Below are 16,697 nucleotides of genomic sequence, written 5' to 3' on the forward strand. Positions count from 1 at the left end.
CTCTTCTCCCCCCTCTATACCCCTAAATAGTTAGATGATTCAGTCATTTCCATTGTACTTGAAAACGCTCTATCAGAAAAGAGTAAACTACTAATCGTTAAAAATATTCCATAAATTCAGTTTATTGTTTTTTATTGTTATATCGCTTATTATTTCGATAATTATTAACGTTTCTCATCATATTTTTCACTTTTCTACATATATTTTTGTATAGAATAAACAAAATTAATCGAAAAATCGAAAAATGAGCATTTGCAAATCAAAAGACAATTCTGTAAAATAAATTACAAGAAATTGTAATCGTTGCTGACAGCTAAAGTTTAACAAAAATTAACAAAATAAAAAAGTTTACTTCACAAAAGTGAAGTAAACTTAAAGGTAGCCTATTCTAAGAAATCCTTAAGACGCTTACTACGGCTTGGATGTCTCAATTTACGAAGTGCTTTTGCTTCAATTTGACGGATACGCTCTCTCGTTACGCCGAATACTTTCCCAACTTCTTCAAGCGTACGAGTTCGTCCATCATCTAAACCAAAACGAAGACGTAGAACATTTTCTTCACGATCTGTTAGTGTATCTAACACATCTTCTAATTGTTCTTTTAGCAATTCATACGCTGCATGGTCCGCAGGCGATGTTGCTTCTTGGTCTTCAATGAAATCACCTAAATGGGAGTCATCTTCTTCACCAATCGGTGTTTCAAGAGAAACTGGCTCCTGTGCAATTTTCAAGATTTCACGTACTTTTTCTGGAGCAAGATCCATTTCTTCACCAATCTCTTCAGGAGATGGTTCACGTCCTAAATCTTGTAATAATTGACGTTGTACACGAATTAACTTATTAATCGTTTCAACCATATGAACTGGGATACGAATTGTTCTTGCTTGGTCTGCAATCGCACGTGTAATTGCTTGGCGAATCCACCAAGTTGCATACGTACTAAATTTGAAACCTTTACGATAATCGAACTTTTCAACCGCTTTAATTAGACCCATATTCCCTTCTTGGATTAAGTCTAAGAAAAGCATACCACGGCCCACGTAGCGCTTTGCAATACTTACTACAAGACGTAAGTTTGCTTCTGCAAGACGACGTTTCGCTTCTTCATCGCCTTCTTCAATACGCGTTGCAAGTCGAATTTCTTCTTCTGCAGATAGTAAATCTACACGACCAATTTCTTTTAAATACATACGAACAGGATCGTTGATTTTAACCCCTGGTGGTACACTTAAATCATTGAGGTCGAATTCTTCTTCCGATTTTGCTATTTGGCGATTATTAGGGCCTTCGTCGTTGTCATTGTCGCCAACTAAGTCAATCCCTTGTTCACCTAAATATTCATAGTATTCATCCATTTGATCGGATTCAATTTCAAATCCATTCATGCGTTCTGCAATCTCTTCATATGTAAGAACGCCACGTTTTTTTCCGAGCTCAGTGAGTTGTTCTTTCACTTGCTCAAGGGTCATTTCAGTTTCAATTTGTTTAGAACGAGCTGGTTTGTCAGCCATCTGTTCCCCTCCTTACGCGAGATACAAACATTCATTATACTAAAAATTTATCAAAAAAGCTATTTTCTCGCTTTTTGATTTTGTAAATATGCTACATAATATTTAGCAGCCTCTACAGGATCTGTTTTTTCCATTTGTTTTATCTTGAAGATGATTTCCATCTTTTCAAGTTTTTCTTGATGACGTCTAAGCGTCTCCAAATGGCCTTGTAACACTTCTTCTGTGTATTCTGGATTAATAAATTCATCCGTCGAAATATCAGTAATAATATTTTTCAACTTTTCATCAGAGAGCCAACTTAAAAATGTTCCGACTGAAGGTTCATTTCCCTTTTCATAATATGCGTATAGTTCATATAAAATCCCTTTATGTTCTTCTGTATGAAAATCTTCTATGTGGGATTCCATACGAACGGCCACTTCTGGACTTTGCAACATATGGTAAATAATTTCTCTTTCTGCCCTTTCAAAACCTGTTAACTTCGGTTTTGTTTGAACAATTTGAGACGGCTTAGAAACCTGCTTTACTTGTTTTTGCTGTACCTTTTGTTCTTTGCGATATTGGTGCAATTGATTCAAAAGTGTTTCCATTGAATACGAAAATTCTTGCGATAATGACTTCAAATATGATTCTGCCTGCATCGCATCCTGTAACAACGATAACTCTTTTAAAACACTTTTCACATACTCTTCTTTGCCCGACTCATCTTGCAAATTTTTCCCTAAACGCAAATAATTTATTTTAAAACCAACAAAACTTATACTTGATTTCACAAGATTTTCAAAAGCAGTTGTCCCATATTGTTGCACATATTCATCAGGATCAAGCTTATCTGGCAAGGATGTAACTTTCACTTGGCAACCAACTTGCAACAATAATTGCCCTGCTTTCATCGTCGCTTCTCGCCCTGCTTTATCACCATCATAGCAAAGAACAACAGTTTCAACGTTACGTCGCAGAAGTTTTGCTTGTTCTTCAGTTAAAGCTGTTCCCATTGTCGCAACAGCTTCTTCCACACCACTTTTTACCGCAGCTAGTACGTCAGCATACCCTTCAAAAAGGACCACTTGCCCACGTTTTCTAATAAACGGCCTCGCTTGGTGGAAGTTATACAACAATTTACTTTTGTGAAAAATTGGTGTTTCTGGGCTATTTAAATATTTCGGAGTGTCATCTCCTAATGCCCTTCCACTAAACGCTATCACTTTACCTTGTAACGTATAGATTGGAAACATAACTCTTCCACGGAAGCGATCATAATGACTACCATCCTTCTCGCTTCTTATGAGAAGACCAGCTTGTTCCATACTTGATAGCGATAAACCTCTTTTTTGTAAGATTTTCGTTGCTGCATCCCAAGCAGGTGACGCATAACCAATTTCAAACTTCTCAATCATCTCTTTTGTAATACCACGTTTTAACAAATACGAAAGTGCTTCATTTCCTTCTTCTGTATTTACTAATAAATGATGATAATACTTTTTCAAAAGTTCATGAGCCTGTTGCATGATGACAGTGTCATCAGATATGTCTTCTTGTTGTCCTTGCCCTGATGTATACTCTGCAACCGCAATTCCATTTCTTTCACCTAGCTTTTGAACAGCTTCGGTAAAAGCCAGTCCTTCCATTTTCATTAGAAAGGAAAATACATTTCCACCTTCTCCACATCCGAAGCAATGAAAAATTTGCTTGTCAGATGAAACAGAGAATGAAGGAGAATTCTCACCATGAAACGGACAAAGGCCGAAATAGTTACGTCCCTGTTTTCTAAGTTGAACGTATTCACCAATCACTTCGACAATATCGGATGATGTCCGAATTTGTTCAACAACTTCTTCAGGAATTCTGTTCCCCATAACTCCATCTCCGTGTCGTATTTTGTATTCGATATAAATTAAAAAATTCCTTTATAATTCGACAATATTTTTTCTAAACTTATTAGAAAATGTTGTCGATCACGTTATCAAGCGATTTTGCAGACCCTTTTCTGCGTAACTTCGCAGATACGTACCTACTATATAAAATTGTATCCATTTGCTCATCTATTACAAATGTACCTCATGGAGACAATACATATGCACTTTTTCATAAGAAGACTAGCAAGCATCATATCCTATGTGATCACGAGATCTGTTTTTTGCATGTTGATACATATAAAGAAATCAACTTTTGCTTATTCAGCATCTACATAGATCCAAATTCCCTCGCTGCTTCCTTAAACGATGAGCATACGATGTGACAAACAAAATTTTGACATGAAATTTCGTTCCAGCTCGCACAATTGTCAGCCTTCACAGTATATGCATCTGCATCAACTCATACCGTATTGATGTTTTGCATATTTCTGTATTCTACATCCCTTCTGCGAATCCTTCCATAATGTGCGTTTTCTTGTATAGATTTTGTCGATTTAACGTAATTACATGTCATTTCTTAAATCCTATCCCTAGTTTATTCTGAAAAATTAAAGTCTAAACGTAAAATATAGGTTTTTATCACAATTTTTTATTATAATATATTTTCTTCAACTACGCTACATATCCCTTTATTTTTTCATCTTCTATTTCAGGATAGCGAAACCCTACCTTTAGCATAATAAAAAGACCGAAAAATATAAGCATAACCACTTCGCTATCATCTATTACGAAATCAGCAGGCACTGTGTTTCTCACGAGCGAAAAAAGCACATTCACCTTTGGTAAATGTGCTAAAACATTTTTTGGTTTTGCACTGCATTCACAATAATGTTAGCTGTTTCTTCAATCGCTTTGTTCGATACATCAATTACTTGACAATTTATTTTACTAACTACATTCTCAAAGTGATCAATCTCTTCTTTAATACGATTAATATTGGCATATGTTGCTCCATCACTTAGTCCAAGTGATTTCAATCGCTCTTTTCGAATATGATTTAACTTCTCTGGCGTAATTTTCAAACCGAAGCATTTTTCTTTAGCCACTTGATATAATTCTTCAGGCGGATCTACTTCTGGTACTAGTGGTACGTTGGCAACTTTCAAACGTTTGTTATGAGCTAAATATTGAGAAAGTGGTGTTTTTGATGTGCGCGAAATCCCAATTAACACGATATCTGCTTTTAAAATACCACGTGCATCTCTACCATCATCATACTTCACAGCAAACTCAATCGCTTCAATCTTTTTAAAGTATTCTTCATCTAACCTACGAACAACACCAGGCTCATATCTAGGCACTTGCCCGGTAATTTCTTCAATTTGATCGATTAGAGGACCAATAATATCATATGCCTCTACACCTTCTTTTGCAGCCTCTGTCACTAAATATTGGCGCATGTCAGGCTTTACTAACGTAAAACAAATAAGTGCTTGATTGCTCTTAGCAATCGAAATCACTTCTTTTAATGTCCCTGTATCTTCTACATACGGCACACGTCTAATATCAGGAGCAAATGGGAATTGCCCCATTGCTGCTCGAACAACCAAATCAGCCGTTTCTCCTACAGAGTCAGATACGACATATACGATTTTATTATCCATTACATTACCTCACTTTAAACAAATTACACTTATTCGTTATTTACTAAGTTTACAAACGCACGTGTAATATTTGTTTTTGTAATTCGTCCAACCACTTCTAAACCTTGTTTCGTATCTTTTACAACTGGCATCGCATCAATCTGTCTTTCTATTAATTCCATCGCAATATCATATAAAGAATCTTCTCTACGACACATCGCAATGTTTGGCATCCTTGTCATGATAATATTAACCGGAAGTGAGGTTAAATCCTGCTTCCCTAAGCTAGCTCGTAATAAATCTTTACGAGATACAACGCCTACTAATAGAGTCGATTGATCTACAACGAATAATGTACCTACATCCTCTAAAAACATAGTACAAATCGCATCGTATACCGATACATTTTTATCAATTACAACCGGTCTAGATTGATAATCTTGTACTTTAATTTTCTTAACAGCTTCAGATAATAACTGCCCCCCAGTTTTACCCGTATAAAAATAACCTACGCGTGGACGTGCTTCTAAATAACCAGCCATCGTTAAAATTGCTAAGTCTGGTCTTAGCGTTGCACGTGTTAATCCCAATTGCGCAGCAATTGACTCCCCTGTAATAGGACCGTGATCTTTTACAATCTGAATGATATGTTCTTGCCGTTTATTCAGCTCTATGATAATCACCACCTTTAATGCACAACGAAAAAAGTTATACTATCTCTTAAATATTATATACTAAATATGCTATTCGAAAAAGAAAGGATGTAAAAAGGACCGTATACGGCCCCAAATTATATTTGAAACTTATCAAGTTGTTCTAAGAAACGTCTTGATTTCAAATAAATCCCGCAATATTCATCATAATATGTATTCAATACTAAACGCATTTGTTTTTTTGTGCTATCCTTCACTGATACATTGCCAAGTCTATGTAAATCGAAGTGGTAGAAAAGACGTAATAATTTATGAACGGCTTCCCCCACTGGTATACGATACTGATCTTGCTCAGCATGACGTGAGCACAGAAAACCGCCCTCCCTAACAGAGAAGGCGACAAAATCTGTTTCTTGATGACAAATCGCACATGTATCAAAGTACGGGCGCATCCCTAATACCGGAAGCATTTTCGTTTGATAAATTAATGATAATACTTCTGGATCAACACCCTCACACATATAATGCAACGTTTGATATAACATTTCAAATAAATATGGATTATGTTTTTTATCTTCTGTTGCTTTATCAGTTAACTCAACAATAAATGATGCATAAGCAGTTAAAAATATATCCTCGCGAATTTCTTTCATAGTTGAAATAATCTCGCCTTGTTGCAAAGTTCCAAGTCCAGATCCCATTTGAATAAGAAAATGACCATGTGTCATAAGTTGCGAAACAGATGCTAACCGGCTTTTCGGTTTTTTCGCTCCTCTTGCCATTGCACTTACCTTACCCAATTCTCTTGAGAATATTGTAACAATCTTGTTCGTTTCTCCGTAATCTGTCGTACGGATAACGATGCCCTCAACTTTTTGAAACATGTTCGTCACCATCCAAGGTTTGAACAAAACGGGTCAAGAAATTGGAGAGTCTAGATGCGCTAGCTCCTCTTCATGTTGATCCATCTCATCGTTTACGTCTTTTTCCATTTCTTTCAAAAGCAAATACGTCTCAATGCTTCCTGTTTTGGAGAAAAACTTCCAGGTAAAATCTAGCATAAGAATCCACCTTTCTCAATAAGCGTAGCCTATAAACCAATTTCCTTTGTTGTTATTAAATTGACCCATTTTGTCCATTTTCATGTGAGAAAAATTTTTCCTAATTTATCAAAACTCGTAAAAACCAATAATCAGCGGATGAACAAAACATCCGCTGATTACAGCTTTACTCTATTTTAATACTCGTCTTCGCGGAAACCAAGGTCACGAAGCTGAGACATTTTATTACGCCAATCTTTTTGCACTTTTACCCATACTTCTAAAAATACTTTAGAACCAAGTAATGCTTCAATATCAAAACGAGCTCGCTTACCGACTTCTTTTAACATCTTCCCTTGTTTTCCGATAATAATCCCTTTTTGCGACGGACGTTCCACAACAATCGTTGCATTAATATAAACTGCCCCGCCCTCACGTTTTTGAATTGCATCGATAACAACAGCTACAGAATGCGGCACTTCTTCACGTGTTAAATGTAGTACTTTCTCACGAATAAGCTCTGCAATAATAAATCTCTCCGGATGATCCGTTACTTGATTATCTGGGTAGTATTGTGGTCCTTCCGGTAAATACTTTTTAATTGTACCAATTAGGGCCTCTACGTTATTACCGTCTAATGCAGAAATTGGTACGATTTCTGCAAAGTCATGTAATTTGCGATATTGATCAATTAGCTCTAATAATTGTTCTGGGTGAACTTGGTCAATTTTATTAATAACTAAAAATACTGGTTGTTTCGTTTCTTTTAACTTCTCGATGATGAATTCTTCACCACGACCAAAGCCTTCAACAGCATTCACCATAAATAGAACGATATCAACTTCTTTTAATGTCGTTTGCGCCATCTTCACCATGAAGTCGCCTAGTTTATGTTTCGGTTTATGTATTCCTGGTGTATCAATAAAAATTACTTGTGAATCATTTTCTGTATATACACCTTGAATTTTATTACGAGTTGTTTGTGGCTTGTCACTCATAATAGCAATTTTTTGACCAATAATACGATTTAAAAATGTAGATTTCCCAACATTCGGTCTGCCAATAATAGAGACAAAACCTGATTTATAACCTTTTCTATTCATGTAAATCCTCCGCTAAAAATGCTCCTGGTAACAATTCCCCGACTGTTGTCTCTTGAACGTCACCATGTAAATTTGATAGGTATACTTTCGTATCCTGTTTACATAATTCTACCATAACTTGTCGACATGCTCCACAAGGAGGTACTGGACGCTTCGTATCCGCCACAATTGCGATAGCTACAAACTCTTTATCTCCTTCAGAAACCGCCTTAAATAAAGCTGTTCTTTCTGCACAGTTACATAAGCCATATGAAGCATTCTCAACATTACATCCACGATATACTTTTCCATCCTGCGTTAATAATGCTGCACCTACTTGAAATTTAGAATATGGTACGTACGCTTGTTTACGCGCTTCGATTGCTTCTTGAATTAATTGTTGACCATTCATATTCCCGCATCCTTCCTGTTCACAGCTGTGAATAGATACACTCTCTTATTAAAGGCCTTTACGGCACCTTCAAAGCTTAAGAAAAGCTTTGGAATGCAACTATACCACATACGGTAAAAAGATAATAGCACCAATTATAACGGCTATTATCGCAAACAATAAAACCGCTCCCGCCGCGACATCCTTTGCGACTTTCGCAAACGGATGTATATCGGTAGTCGCTAAATCTACTGTTTTTTCCACAGCCGTATTTACCATCTCTAAACTCATTACAATTCCTATTACAATAAGTAATACCATCCATTCTACTTTTGTAATATGGAAATAAAAGCCGCAGCATATAACAACAACTGCGGCTAAATAATGAATTTTCATATTTCGTTCATGACGAAGACAAAAGAATATACCGACTATAGCATACCCAAAACTATCTATAAGTTTTCCTTTTTTCATCGTCCTAATCCAAATGCTTCTAAAATTTCTTTTTGTCTTCCGAACATTTCTTTTTCATCCTCTTCTGTCATGTGGTCATAACCAAGTAAATGTAAAAAGCCATGTAACGCTAAAAAGCCAAGTTCACGATCAAAAGAATGTCCATACTCTTCAGCTTGTTCTTTCGCTCTCGGAATAGAAATAATAAGATCACCTAACATACGCGGCATCTCTACACCTACAATTTCCATTTCTCCTTCTCCCATTTCTTCCATAGCAAAAGAAATGACATCAGTAGGCTGATCCTTATCTCGGTAATCACGATTAATCTCGCGAATGCGTTCGTTATCTACAAATGTTACTGATAACTCTGCACCATCCTCTATTTTTTCCATTTGAGCTGCTTTTCCTAATATCTCACGAATTAAATTCACATACTCTTCTTTCACTTCTTCTGTTTCATCAATGAAATCAATTAATAAACTCATTCTTTCTCCTTATCTTCCGGTGGTTCCGGATATGTAATACGCGAATGGAAAATACCATTTAACGTTTCACATAACGTTTTTCCAACGATTTGTAGTTCCTTAAATGTCAAATCACATTCACTAAATTGCCCATCCTGCAGGCGATCTTTAATAATACTTTGTACTAAATTATTAATTTGATCTGGCGTTGGGTGATTCATAGAACGTACCGCTGCCTCAACACTATCCGCAATACCAACGATTGCCGATTCTTTAGAAGTTGCTTTTGATCCCGGATAACGGAACATCTCTTCTGTATATTTTTCTTTATCTTCTTTAATCGCCTTATAATAAAAATATTTCAGGAGCGTTGTACCATGGTGTTGTCCAGCAATATCGATAATTTCTTGCGGAATATGGTATTCTTCGAGCATCTTTACTCCATCGGTTACATGACCAATGATAATATCTTTACTCGTCACAGGATCTAATTTATCATGCGGATTTTCAATTCCCATCTGGTTTTCAATAAAGAATTGTGGTTGTACTGTTTTTCCTACATCATGATAGTAAGCCCCTACACGCGCTAATACACCATTTGCTCCAACTGCTTCACAAGCCGCCTCAGAAAGATTCGCTACCATTACACTATGGTGATATGTCCCTGGCGCTTCTAATAAAATTCTACGCAACAGCGGATGATTCGGACTTGATAATTCCATAAGCTTCATACTTGATACAATTCCAAGTCCACTTTCTAAATATGGTAATATCCCCATAGCCAAAACGGATGAGATAATTCCTGAAAGGGAAGCCATTAATAATTGGGTACCAATTTCAAGAGGCGAAAAATTCCCATTACGTAATAATAATAACGCCGCCAAGACGACTACATTTAAGATTGAAACGAGTATACCAGCTTGTAAAATCATCGTACGACGATTTTTTTCTCTTAAGAAAATGCTCACTGATAATGAACTTAATAACACATAAATGCCTACACTATAATTTAGTGTACTTGTTACTCCTTCATTAAACATAATACTTCCGCACACAGAAAAAATCATACTTGTTAAAAATACAAATCGATCGCCAATCATTAGTTTTACAAGTATCGTTCCCATCGCAACTGGGACAACATACGCAATTCCTGCATATTCAAGCTTTTGAAACAAACTAATAATTTTCATTAAAACAATCGTGATAGACAAAATTGTAATATACGCTAAAATGTACGGTTTGTCTTCTCTTTTCCGCTGTAAAAATACTTCAAACTGTTTATGCATAAAGTATAGTAACACACCAATGAGCACCGCTAATCCAACATAAGGCTGAAAACTATTACCTTTTTCTAATAAACCGACTAATTTCAACTGATTATACATATCACTTGAAATTGTTTCACCTTCTCTAACAATAACTTGTCCTTGAAGAATATAAACAGGTGGAACTAAATCTTCTTCTGCTTTCTTCTTCTCTTTCGTTACAGCCGGGTCATAGAAATAATTTGCTGTAATCGCATATGATCCTAGCGCATTCACAGCTTCTTTCAATCCGCTATTCACATTCAGGCTTTTCATTTCATTAACAAATCGCTCTTTCGCTGCCATTTCTTCGGACATTTTAATATTTCCACCCATGATAACGCTAACAGACGTTAAAGCCGCATTCTTTGCTAATTCTAATTGATCCGGTTCTGCATTAATAAAGTATAATAAATTCTCATCCGATAATTCCTTCGTTAAATTAGATGGCAACTTCTTCTTCAACTTTTCTAATTTATTCGCATCGGTCATCTTTTTTTGCTCTTCAGGTCCAGCAGCTTTCATCTCCTGAATTACTTCATTCACCTTAGCAAAAACATCATTTACAATATCTACTCTATTTTGTTTATATTCACTTCTATATGTATATTGATCCCCGACTTTTTGAGCGGCCTCTTGTTTTTTTCTTTCCGTTATAACCTTATCTTCAATTTTAATAGGAGAATGAATTGTTTTTTTCGCAATAGAATACATATCAACATCTAATTGCTCTGGTTTCACATTATTCATAAGTGCGAAAAACAGCACTGCTCCTAATAAAACGTAAGAAATCCAACTTAGTTTTTTCGAATGTTGTAAATTACGAAACCACTTAGAAATTTCTTGAGATCTTAACATGATTTCAATACCTTCTCCTCTCTAGAAATAAAGTGAAACTATTTATAGCTTTCATTTCTTCTAGCCAACGATACTTTTAGGTAACATTTTTATACACCAGTACCTATAGTTTATTTCTCTTATCTTTTATGATAGTAAAAAATATGCCGTTCGCCAACCTTAATACAAAAAGAAATGATCCTGACAAATAGGATCATTCCATTTTATCATATGCCTCAATAATACGTTGTACCAGTGGATGCCTTACAACGTCCGTTTGTTCTAACGTAATGAATGAAAGACCTGATACACCAGATAAAATGTTAGCGGCTAGCGTAAGCCCTGATTTTACCCCCTTTGGTAAGTCTACTTGTGAAGGGTCCCCCGTAATAACCATTTTAGAACTAAAACCTAATCTAGTTAAAAACATTTTTATTTGTGCACCCGTTGTATTTTGCGCTTCATCTAAAATAACAAATGAATCATCGAGCGTACGTCCTCTCATATAAGCAAGAGGCGCGATTTCAATTACACCTCTCTCCATCATACGCTGCGTATATTCTTGTCCAAGAATATCGTGCAGAGCATCATACAATGGACGTAAGTACGGATCTACCTTCTCTTTCAAATCACCTGGTAAAAATCCTAAACTTTCTCCAGCTTCTACAGCCGGTCTCGTTAAAATGATTTTCTTTACATACCCTTGCTTTAAAGCTCTTACAGCCATTACTACAGCTAAGTATGTTTTCCCAGTCCCGGCAGGTCCTATTCCAAATACAATATCATTTTTCTTCATTGCATGAATATATCTTCTTTGTCCCATCGTTTTTACACGAATGGATTTACCTTTTGCCGTTTTAAAGATTTCTTCTTCATATAACTCTTCAAATTGAGCAATTTTCCCTTGTTGTGCGAGCTGAATTGCATACGCAACATCTCTTTCTGTAATTGACACACCTTTTCGAATAACAACAAGTAGTTGTTGTAAGATTTTTTCTACGAGTGTCACAGTTTCAACTGCTCCAGATGCATGAACAGTTTCACCTCTAGTTACGATTGATACATTCAGTTCCCGTTCAATTACTTTCAAATGAGCATCATTGACTCCAAAAAGAGCGATTGCTTCGTTAGTATTTTCCAATTGTTGGTTCATTTCTACTAATTGTTCTGCCATTACTCAGTCTCCTTGAATATCGGATTCGGATATTGGTTGTGGCTCTGCAATATTTTCAATCACAGTATAATGCAAAGTGACTTTTAGTTGATCCGCCTCAACCTCTTTACTCAAAATCTTATCACTTACAATCATAGCATGTTCATCCAATTTTTTCTTTAGTTCTTTTTCGGCCATTTCTTTCGCTACTTTCATTGCCTGTTTTTCTGTATATTCTCGGTTCGCCTCTTCCTCTTCTCGCACTACATCTTTTTCATATGCAATCGGCAGTGTAAAACCAAATAATTTCACATCATGTTTTACACTTTCCGTACGAGAACGTTTATACTTATCATGCTGAAATCCCCATATTTTTATTTTTGTACTCCCAAATGTAAGGTAATGCTCATTATACGTATTACCAGTATATACTTGAAATTGCGTCTTGAGTGGTACATTCACCTCAGAGGTGTACCACGTTTCTCCATATACAATACCTTTCGCCGAAACAATGGTTGGACTCTCCTCATTACCGTATATCCCTGATACGAGAAGCTGCCCTTTTTCTACATGATCATTTTTTAAAACGACTGGTTTTCCAACTTCAACAAATGTTTTTGTAACAATCGCTTCTTTTTTTGCCACTAAATTTTGCGGCCTTTGTTCTTTTTCTTTTTTCGGCTCATTTTTTTCAACAATTTTAAAATGGTACGTCGTTCCCCTTACTTCTAGTCCTGCCCAAGTAATCGCATTAATATTGTCCGTCAAATGACGTTGTACATCTTCTACACTAGGCATTTGGAATTGTAATTTTCCTTTTTTAATACCCATTTTGTCCAATTCTTTCATCAATATATATTCTGTTTCAGGTTTCGCTCCTGTAATTTCAATTTTCCAAACCATATTCGATAATGCAATCATACCAAAGAAGAAAATTAAAAAACCAATTAAGAATCCACTATTTTTAATTAAGCGCTTATTCCAAAATGGAAAACCGTAACGCCCAATAAAATATAGTTTACACTCATTTTTTCTATAAATCGGCTTTATTTTTTTCACATCTCGTAATAGCATACAAAAGACTAACGTTTCATCGGCGATTTTCTTAACGTCCCAAACTAATAATTTTCTACGCACACATTCGTTAACAAACCGCTCCGCTCCTCTACCTTCAATTCGTACCTTCACATATCCAAGCCACTTTATAAACCATTTATTTTTCATCTACTACCTTCACTACCTTTCCAAAAGTAGACACACTACTTTTCACTTTAATTAGCAAAATAGCTCGTACGAAAATGAAATAAAGAGTTTTATTTTCCATAAATAGCGGGATAAAGTGAGACTTTAATCAGCCCTCACCAATTGGACTTTAATGGATAGCCCGACCCCCACCTAACTTCTTTGCTTTCGCTGAATTTTGAGGCGGGGGCTTACTGCCCATTAAAGCGGGATAAACTTAAATAGTAGGGACAAATCATTAGAATAAAGAAGAAAAACTTCACATACGGAAGTTTCCCTTACTTCTCTTTCTGTTCGTCTTCTAAAAACGTCACTTGCTCAATTATCCCTTCAAGCAAAAGTTCTTCCGGAAGGATTGTTTTAATAACAAAGGACTGCCCCTTAATCAATAACTGACCATGTTTTAACAACAATCTTACTTCTTTATCTGAAAACACTAATAAACCTCGATGATTTTCTATATAGATATGCACTTGCCCAACAAGCGTGATCCGAGGTAGATCCATTAGCACATCCACTGGTAGGTCTATTTGCTTCGTTAACCAATTCTTCATTTGTTCTAATTTTTTCATCCCAAAAGACCCCCTCTCATCCCATATGTATGAAAAAAGAGCTTGTAATATCACGTCCAAACTGAAAAAAGCATAAAAAAACGTCTCATACGAAATGAGACGTTTTTTTATGCTAATAGCTGGATAACCAGCTTATTCACAAGCGATCCATCTGTTTTACCTTTTACTTTCGGCATAACAGCAGTCATCACCTTACCCATATCTGCTTTAGACGTCGCACCAACTTCAGAAATAACTTGCTTGATTATATCAACTAGCTCTTCTTCCGTTAATTGCTCCGGCAAATATGCGCTTAAAATCTGAATTTCACTTTGCAGTTTATTAACAAGGTCTTCACGACCAGCTTTTTTAAATTCAAGGAGGGAGTCCTTATGCTGTTTTACTTCACGAGCTAAAACTGTTAGTTCCTCTTCTTCAGTAAGAGTATGCTGTAGTTTAATACCTTCATTTTGTAAAGCAGCCTTAACCATACGAATGACGGTTAATTTTTCTTTTTGTTTATTCTTCATCGCTTGTTTCATATCATCGTTTAAACGACCGAGAAGACTCATAACTTACACCCTCTCTTAGAATTTACGCTTTCTTGCCGCTTCAGATTTCTTCTTACGTTTTACACTTGGTTTTTCATAAAACTCGCGCTTTCTTGCTTCAGCAAGTGTACCAGTTTTAGAAACCGATCTTTTAAAACGGCGAAGTGCATCCTCCAAAGACTCGTTTTTACGAACGACTGTTTTTGACATTCTCTTTCCCTCCCTCCGAAACATCACACTTACATACTAACTCCAGCATGCAAAAAGAAACACTTCTTCAGCATGTCTTTTACGATTATAATACATTTTATCACTTCAGGTCAACTATTTGACAGAATAAAAGAAGAATAGATGCTCTTCCTTTTTCAAAAACTATGCAGATAGCTGTTATCTTTTCCCCTGAAGGCAACTATATTTTTGTCATTATACCTTTTTTCATGCAGAAACGTACGGAAAAACTACTCATTTCGTACATTTTCAGTACTTAACTTCTCCACTAAAAAAGAAAGCATGCAAATCGTTTCCGTTTGCATGCTTTTTTATCCCGATTGGTGCGGGCTAATAATGAGCGGGGAATGAATCCCACGCTCATTAAAGTTTCACTTTATGCGCTTGCTGATTCCTTTTTCACATCATCTTCAAGGACACGAACAAATTGCGCTTCGTTATATGGATAACCAGCTTTTGTGATTTTTACTTTCACTAATTTACCGATTAATTCTTCTGATCCTTCAAATACAATTTTCAAGTAGTTATCTGTATAACCTACATATAGGCCTTCACGGTCGCCCTCTTTAAATTGTTCTTCTGGAATAATTTCAAGTACTTCTCCTTCAAACTGTGATGCATACTCTTTCGCTAATTGATTAGATAGTTCAATTAAACGGTGAACACGATCATTCTTCACATCTTCAGGAACTTGATCTTCCATACGCGCTGCAGGTGTTCCTGTACGTTTTGAGTACGGGAATACGTGCAACTCAGAGAAGCGATTCTCTTTAATGAAATTGTATGTTTCCATGAATTCTTCTTCTGTTTCACCTGGGAAACCAACGATTACGTCTGATGTAATCGCAAGACCTGGTAACGCTTCTTTCAAACGATCTAAGCGCTCCTGGAAAAATTCCATCGTATATTTACGACGCATACGCTTTAATACAGTATTAGATCCAGATTGCAACGGAATGTGTAAATGACGTACAACTACTTCAGACTTATCTAACACTTCAATTACTTCATCTGAAATCTGACTCGCTTCAATAGAAGAAATACGAAGACGTTTTAATCCGTCTACTTCCGCTTCCATATCACGAAGTAATCCAGCTAAGTTATAATCTTTAATATCTTCACCGTATCCACCTGTATGAATACCTGTTAATACGATTTCCTTATAGCCTGCATCTACTAATTGCTGCGCTTGTTTAATAACTTCTTTCCCATCGCGAGAACGCATTAAACCACGCGCCCAAGGAATAATACAGAATGTACAGAAGTTATTACAACCTTCTTGTATTTTTAAAGATGCACGTGTACGATCCGTGAAGTAAGGTACATCCAGTTCTTCGTATACACGTGTTTTCATAATGTTGCGGACAGCATTAATTGGCTGACGCTCTTTACGGAATTCTTCGATGTATCCTAACATCTTTTCACGATCTTGTGTACCAACTACAATATCTACACCTGGAATCGCCATAATTTCCGCTGGAGATGTTTGTGCATAACATCCCGTTACGCAAATAACCGCATCTGGGTTTTGACGAACAGCACGTCTAATAACTTGACGACTTTTCTTATCTCCCGTATTTGTTACTGTACATGTATTGATAACATATACATCAGCTTTCTTTTCATATTCAGTTCTTTCATATCCACCTTGTTTAAACAATTGCCAAATGGCTTCTGTTTCATAGTGGTTTACTTTACAACCTAACGTATGGAACGCAACAGTTGACATTGATCA

The 16,697-nt window shown here is 36.1% G+C and carries 18 protein-coding genes; all 18 read right to left on the reverse strand.

All coding sequences use genetic code 11. From position 1 onward, the window contains the following. Positions 1-383: 383 nt before the first annotated feature. On the reverse strand, positions 384-1,511 hold the full coding sequence (gene rpoD, locus ACTFR9_RS13890; RefSeq protein WP_000764060.1) for an RNA polymerase sigma factor RpoD: 1,128 nt from the start codon (positions 1,509-1,511) through the stop codon (positions 384-386). A gap of 59 nt (positions 1,512-1,570) precedes the next feature. After that, a complete protein-coding gene (dnaG, locus tag ACTFR9_RS13895; RefSeq protein ID WP_000528216.1) occupies positions 1,571-3,367 on the reverse strand; it encodes a DNA primase in 1,797 nt (598 codons plus the stop codon). Between the two features lie 672 nt (positions 3,368-4,039). Then, positions 4,040-4,171 carry a hypothetical protein gene (locus ACTFR9_RS13900; RefSeq protein ID WP_001110543.1) on the reverse strand — a complete coding sequence of 44 codons (132 nt, stop codon included), beginning with the start codon at positions 4,169-4,171 and terminating at the stop codon, positions 4,040-4,042. Between the two features lie 47 nt (positions 4,172-4,218). Next, positions 4,219-5,031: a pyruvate, water dikinase regulatory protein gene (locus ACTFR9_RS13905; protein ID WP_000368943.1), complete on the reverse strand. Its 813-nt coding sequence runs from the start codon at positions 5,029-5,031 to the stop codon at positions 4,219-4,221. Between the two features lie 29 nt (positions 5,032-5,060). Then, positions 5,061-5,693, reverse strand: coding sequence for a helix-turn-helix transcriptional regulator (locus ACTFR9_RS13910; RefSeq protein WP_000583759.1), 633 nt, complete (start codon positions 5,691-5,693; stop codon positions 5,061-5,063). A 107-nt stretch (positions 5,694-5,800) separates the two neighbouring features. Beyond that, complete coding sequence (gene recO, locus ACTFR9_RS13915; protein ID WP_000487010.1) at positions 5,801-6,547, reverse strand: DNA repair protein RecO; 747 nt, start codon at positions 6,545-6,547, stop codon at positions 5,801-5,803. 33 nt (positions 6,548-6,580) lie between these two features. Further along, a complete protein-coding gene (locus ACTFR9_RS13920) occupies positions 6,581-6,724 on the reverse strand; it encodes a YqzL family protein (protein ID WP_000883924.1) in 144 nt (47 codons plus the stop codon). 176 nt (positions 6,725-6,900) lie between these two features. After that, positions 6,901-7,806: a GTPase Era gene (gene era / locus ACTFR9_RS13925; RefSeq protein ID WP_001080241.1), complete on the reverse strand. Its 906-nt coding sequence runs from the start codon at positions 7,804-7,806 to the stop codon at positions 6,901-6,903. Then, positions 7,799-8,197: a cytidine deaminase gene (locus tag ACTFR9_RS13930; RefSeq protein WP_001014347.1), complete on the reverse strand. Its 399-nt coding sequence runs from the start codon at positions 8,195-8,197 to the stop codon at positions 7,799-7,801. The genes era and ACTFR9_RS13930 overlap by 8 nt, the downstream gene beginning before the upstream one ends. A gap of 99 nt (positions 8,198-8,296) precedes the next feature. Further along, positions 8,297-8,650, reverse strand: coding sequence for a diacylglycerol kinase family protein (locus ACTFR9_RS13935; RefSeq protein ID WP_000715482.1), 354 nt, complete (start codon positions 8,648-8,650; stop codon positions 8,297-8,299). Next, on the reverse strand, positions 8,647-9,117 hold the full coding sequence (gene ybeY / locus ACTFR9_RS13940; protein ID WP_000054692.1) for an rRNA maturation RNase YbeY: 471 nt from the start codon (positions 9,115-9,117) through the stop codon (positions 8,647-8,649). The genes ACTFR9_RS13935 and ybeY overlap by 4 nt, the downstream gene beginning before the upstream one ends. Beyond that, on the reverse strand, positions 9,114-11,258 hold the full coding sequence (locus ACTFR9_RS13945) for an HD family phosphohydrolase (RefSeq protein WP_000946451.1): 2,145 nt from the start codon (positions 11,256-11,258) through the stop codon (positions 9,114-9,116). The genes ybeY and ACTFR9_RS13945 overlap by 4 nt, the downstream gene beginning before the upstream one ends. A gap of 193 nt (positions 11,259-11,451) precedes the next feature. Beyond that, positions 11,452-12,411 (reverse strand): PhoH family protein, encoded by a 960-nt coding sequence (locus tag ACTFR9_RS13950; protein WP_000840516.1) that lies wholly within the window; start codon positions 12,409-12,411, stop codon positions 11,452-11,454. Between the two features lie 3 nt (positions 12,412-12,414). Beyond that, the gene (gene yqfD / locus ACTFR9_RS13955; RefSeq protein ID WP_000792485.1) at positions 12,415-13,614 is read right to left on the reverse strand and encodes a sporulation protein YqfD; all 1,200 of its coding nucleotides are present in this window, start codon (positions 13,612-13,614) and stop codon (positions 12,415-12,417) included. A gap of 296 nt (positions 13,615-13,910) precedes the next feature. Further along, on the reverse strand, positions 13,911-14,204 hold the full coding sequence (yqfC, locus tag ACTFR9_RS13960; RefSeq protein ID WP_000732266.1) for a sporulation protein YqfC: 294 nt from the start codon (positions 14,202-14,204) through the stop codon (positions 13,911-13,913). A 107-nt stretch (positions 14,205-14,311) separates the two neighbouring features. After that, positions 14,312-14,755, reverse strand: coding sequence for a GatB/YqeY domain-containing protein (locus tag ACTFR9_RS13965; RefSeq protein WP_000054571.1), 444 nt, complete (start codon positions 14,753-14,755; stop codon positions 14,312-14,314). A gap of 15 nt (positions 14,756-14,770) precedes the next feature. Beyond that, positions 14,771-14,944: a 30S ribosomal protein S21 gene (gene rpsU / locus ACTFR9_RS13970; protein WP_000048061.1), complete on the reverse strand. Its 174-nt coding sequence runs from the start codon at positions 14,942-14,944 to the stop codon at positions 14,771-14,773. 394 nt (positions 14,945-15,338) lie between these two features. Further along, positions 15,339-16,691: a tRNA (N(6)-L-threonylcarbamoyladenosine(37)-C(2))-methylthiotransferase MtaB gene (gene mtaB / locus ACTFR9_RS13975; RefSeq protein ID WP_000108677.1), complete on the reverse strand. Its 1,353-nt coding sequence runs from the start codon at positions 16,689-16,691 to the stop codon at positions 15,339-15,341. Positions 16,692-16,697: the final 6 nt, after the last annotated feature.

The sequence above is a fragment of the Bacillus cereus group sp. MYBK222-1 genome (assembly GCF_051916425.1).
Lineage (GTDB): Bacteria > Bacillota > Bacilli > Bacillales > Bacillaceae_G > Bacillus_A > Bacillus_A paranthracis.

What these genes read in the sequence shown, in the direction of transcription:
- ACTFR9_RS13905 (WP_000368943.1), bottom strand. Translation starts at nt 5,031, where the DNA reads ATGGATAATAAAATCGTATATGTCGTATCTGACTCTGTAGGAGAAACG.
- rpoD (WP_000764060.1), bottom strand. Translation starts at nt 1,511, where the DNA reads ATGGCTGACAAACCAGCTCGTTCTAAACAAATTGAAACTGAAATGACC.
- ACTFR9_RS13920 (WP_000883924.1), bottom strand. Translation starts at nt 6,724, where the DNA reads ATGCTAGATTTTACCTGGAAGTTTTTCTCCAAAACAGGAAGCATTGAG.
- ACTFR9_RS13965 (WP_000054571.1), bottom strand. Translation starts at nt 14,755, where the DNA reads ATGAGTCTTCTCGGTCGTTTAAACGATGATATGAAACAAGCGATGAAG.
- ACTFR9_RS13950 (WP_000840516.1), bottom strand. Translation starts at nt 12,411, where the DNA reads ATGGCAGAACAATTAGTAGAAATGAACCAACAATTGGAAAATACTAAC.
- era (WP_001080241.1), bottom strand. Translation starts at nt 7,806, where the DNA reads ATGAATAGAAAAGGTTATAAATCAGGTTTTGTCTCTATTATTGGCAGA.
- rpsU (WP_000048061.1), bottom strand. Translation starts at nt 14,944, where the DNA reads ATGTCAAAAACAGTCGTTCGTAAAAACGAGTCTTTGGAGGATGCACTT.
- dnaG (WP_000528216.1), bottom strand. Translation starts at nt 3,367, where the DNA reads ATGGGGAACAGAATTCCTGAAGAAGTTGTTGAACAAATTCGGACATCA.
- ybeY (WP_000054692.1), bottom strand. Translation starts at nt 9,117, where the DNA reads ATGAGTTTATTAATTGATTTCATTGATGAAACAGAAGAAGTGAAAGAA.
- ACTFR9_RS13935 (WP_000715482.1), bottom strand. Translation starts at nt 8,650, where the DNA reads ATGAAAAAAGGAAAACTTATAGATAGTTTTGGGTATGCTATAGTCGGT.
- mtaB (WP_000108677.1), bottom strand. Translation starts at nt 16,691, where the DNA reads ATGTCAACTGTTGCGTTCCATACGTTAGGTTGTAAAGTAAACCACTAT.
- recO (WP_000487010.1), bottom strand. Translation starts at nt 6,547, where the DNA reads ATGTTTCAAAAAGTTGAGGGCATCGTTATCCGTACGACAGATTACGGA.
- ACTFR9_RS13930 (WP_001014347.1), bottom strand. Translation starts at nt 8,197, where the DNA reads ATGAATGGTCAACAATTAATTCAAGAAGCAATCGAAGCGCGTAAACAA.
- yqfD (WP_000792485.1), bottom strand. Translation starts at nt 13,614, where the DNA reads ATGAAAAATAAATGGTTTATAAAGTGGCTTGGATATGTGAAGGTACGA.
- ACTFR9_RS13945 (WP_000946451.1), bottom strand. Translation starts at nt 11,258, where the DNA reads ATGTTAAGATCTCAAGAAATTTCTAAGTGGTTTCGTAATTTACAACAT.
- yqfC (WP_000732266.1), bottom strand. Translation starts at nt 14,204, where the DNA reads ATGAAAAAATTAGAACAAATGAAGAATTGGTTAACGAAGCAAATAGAC.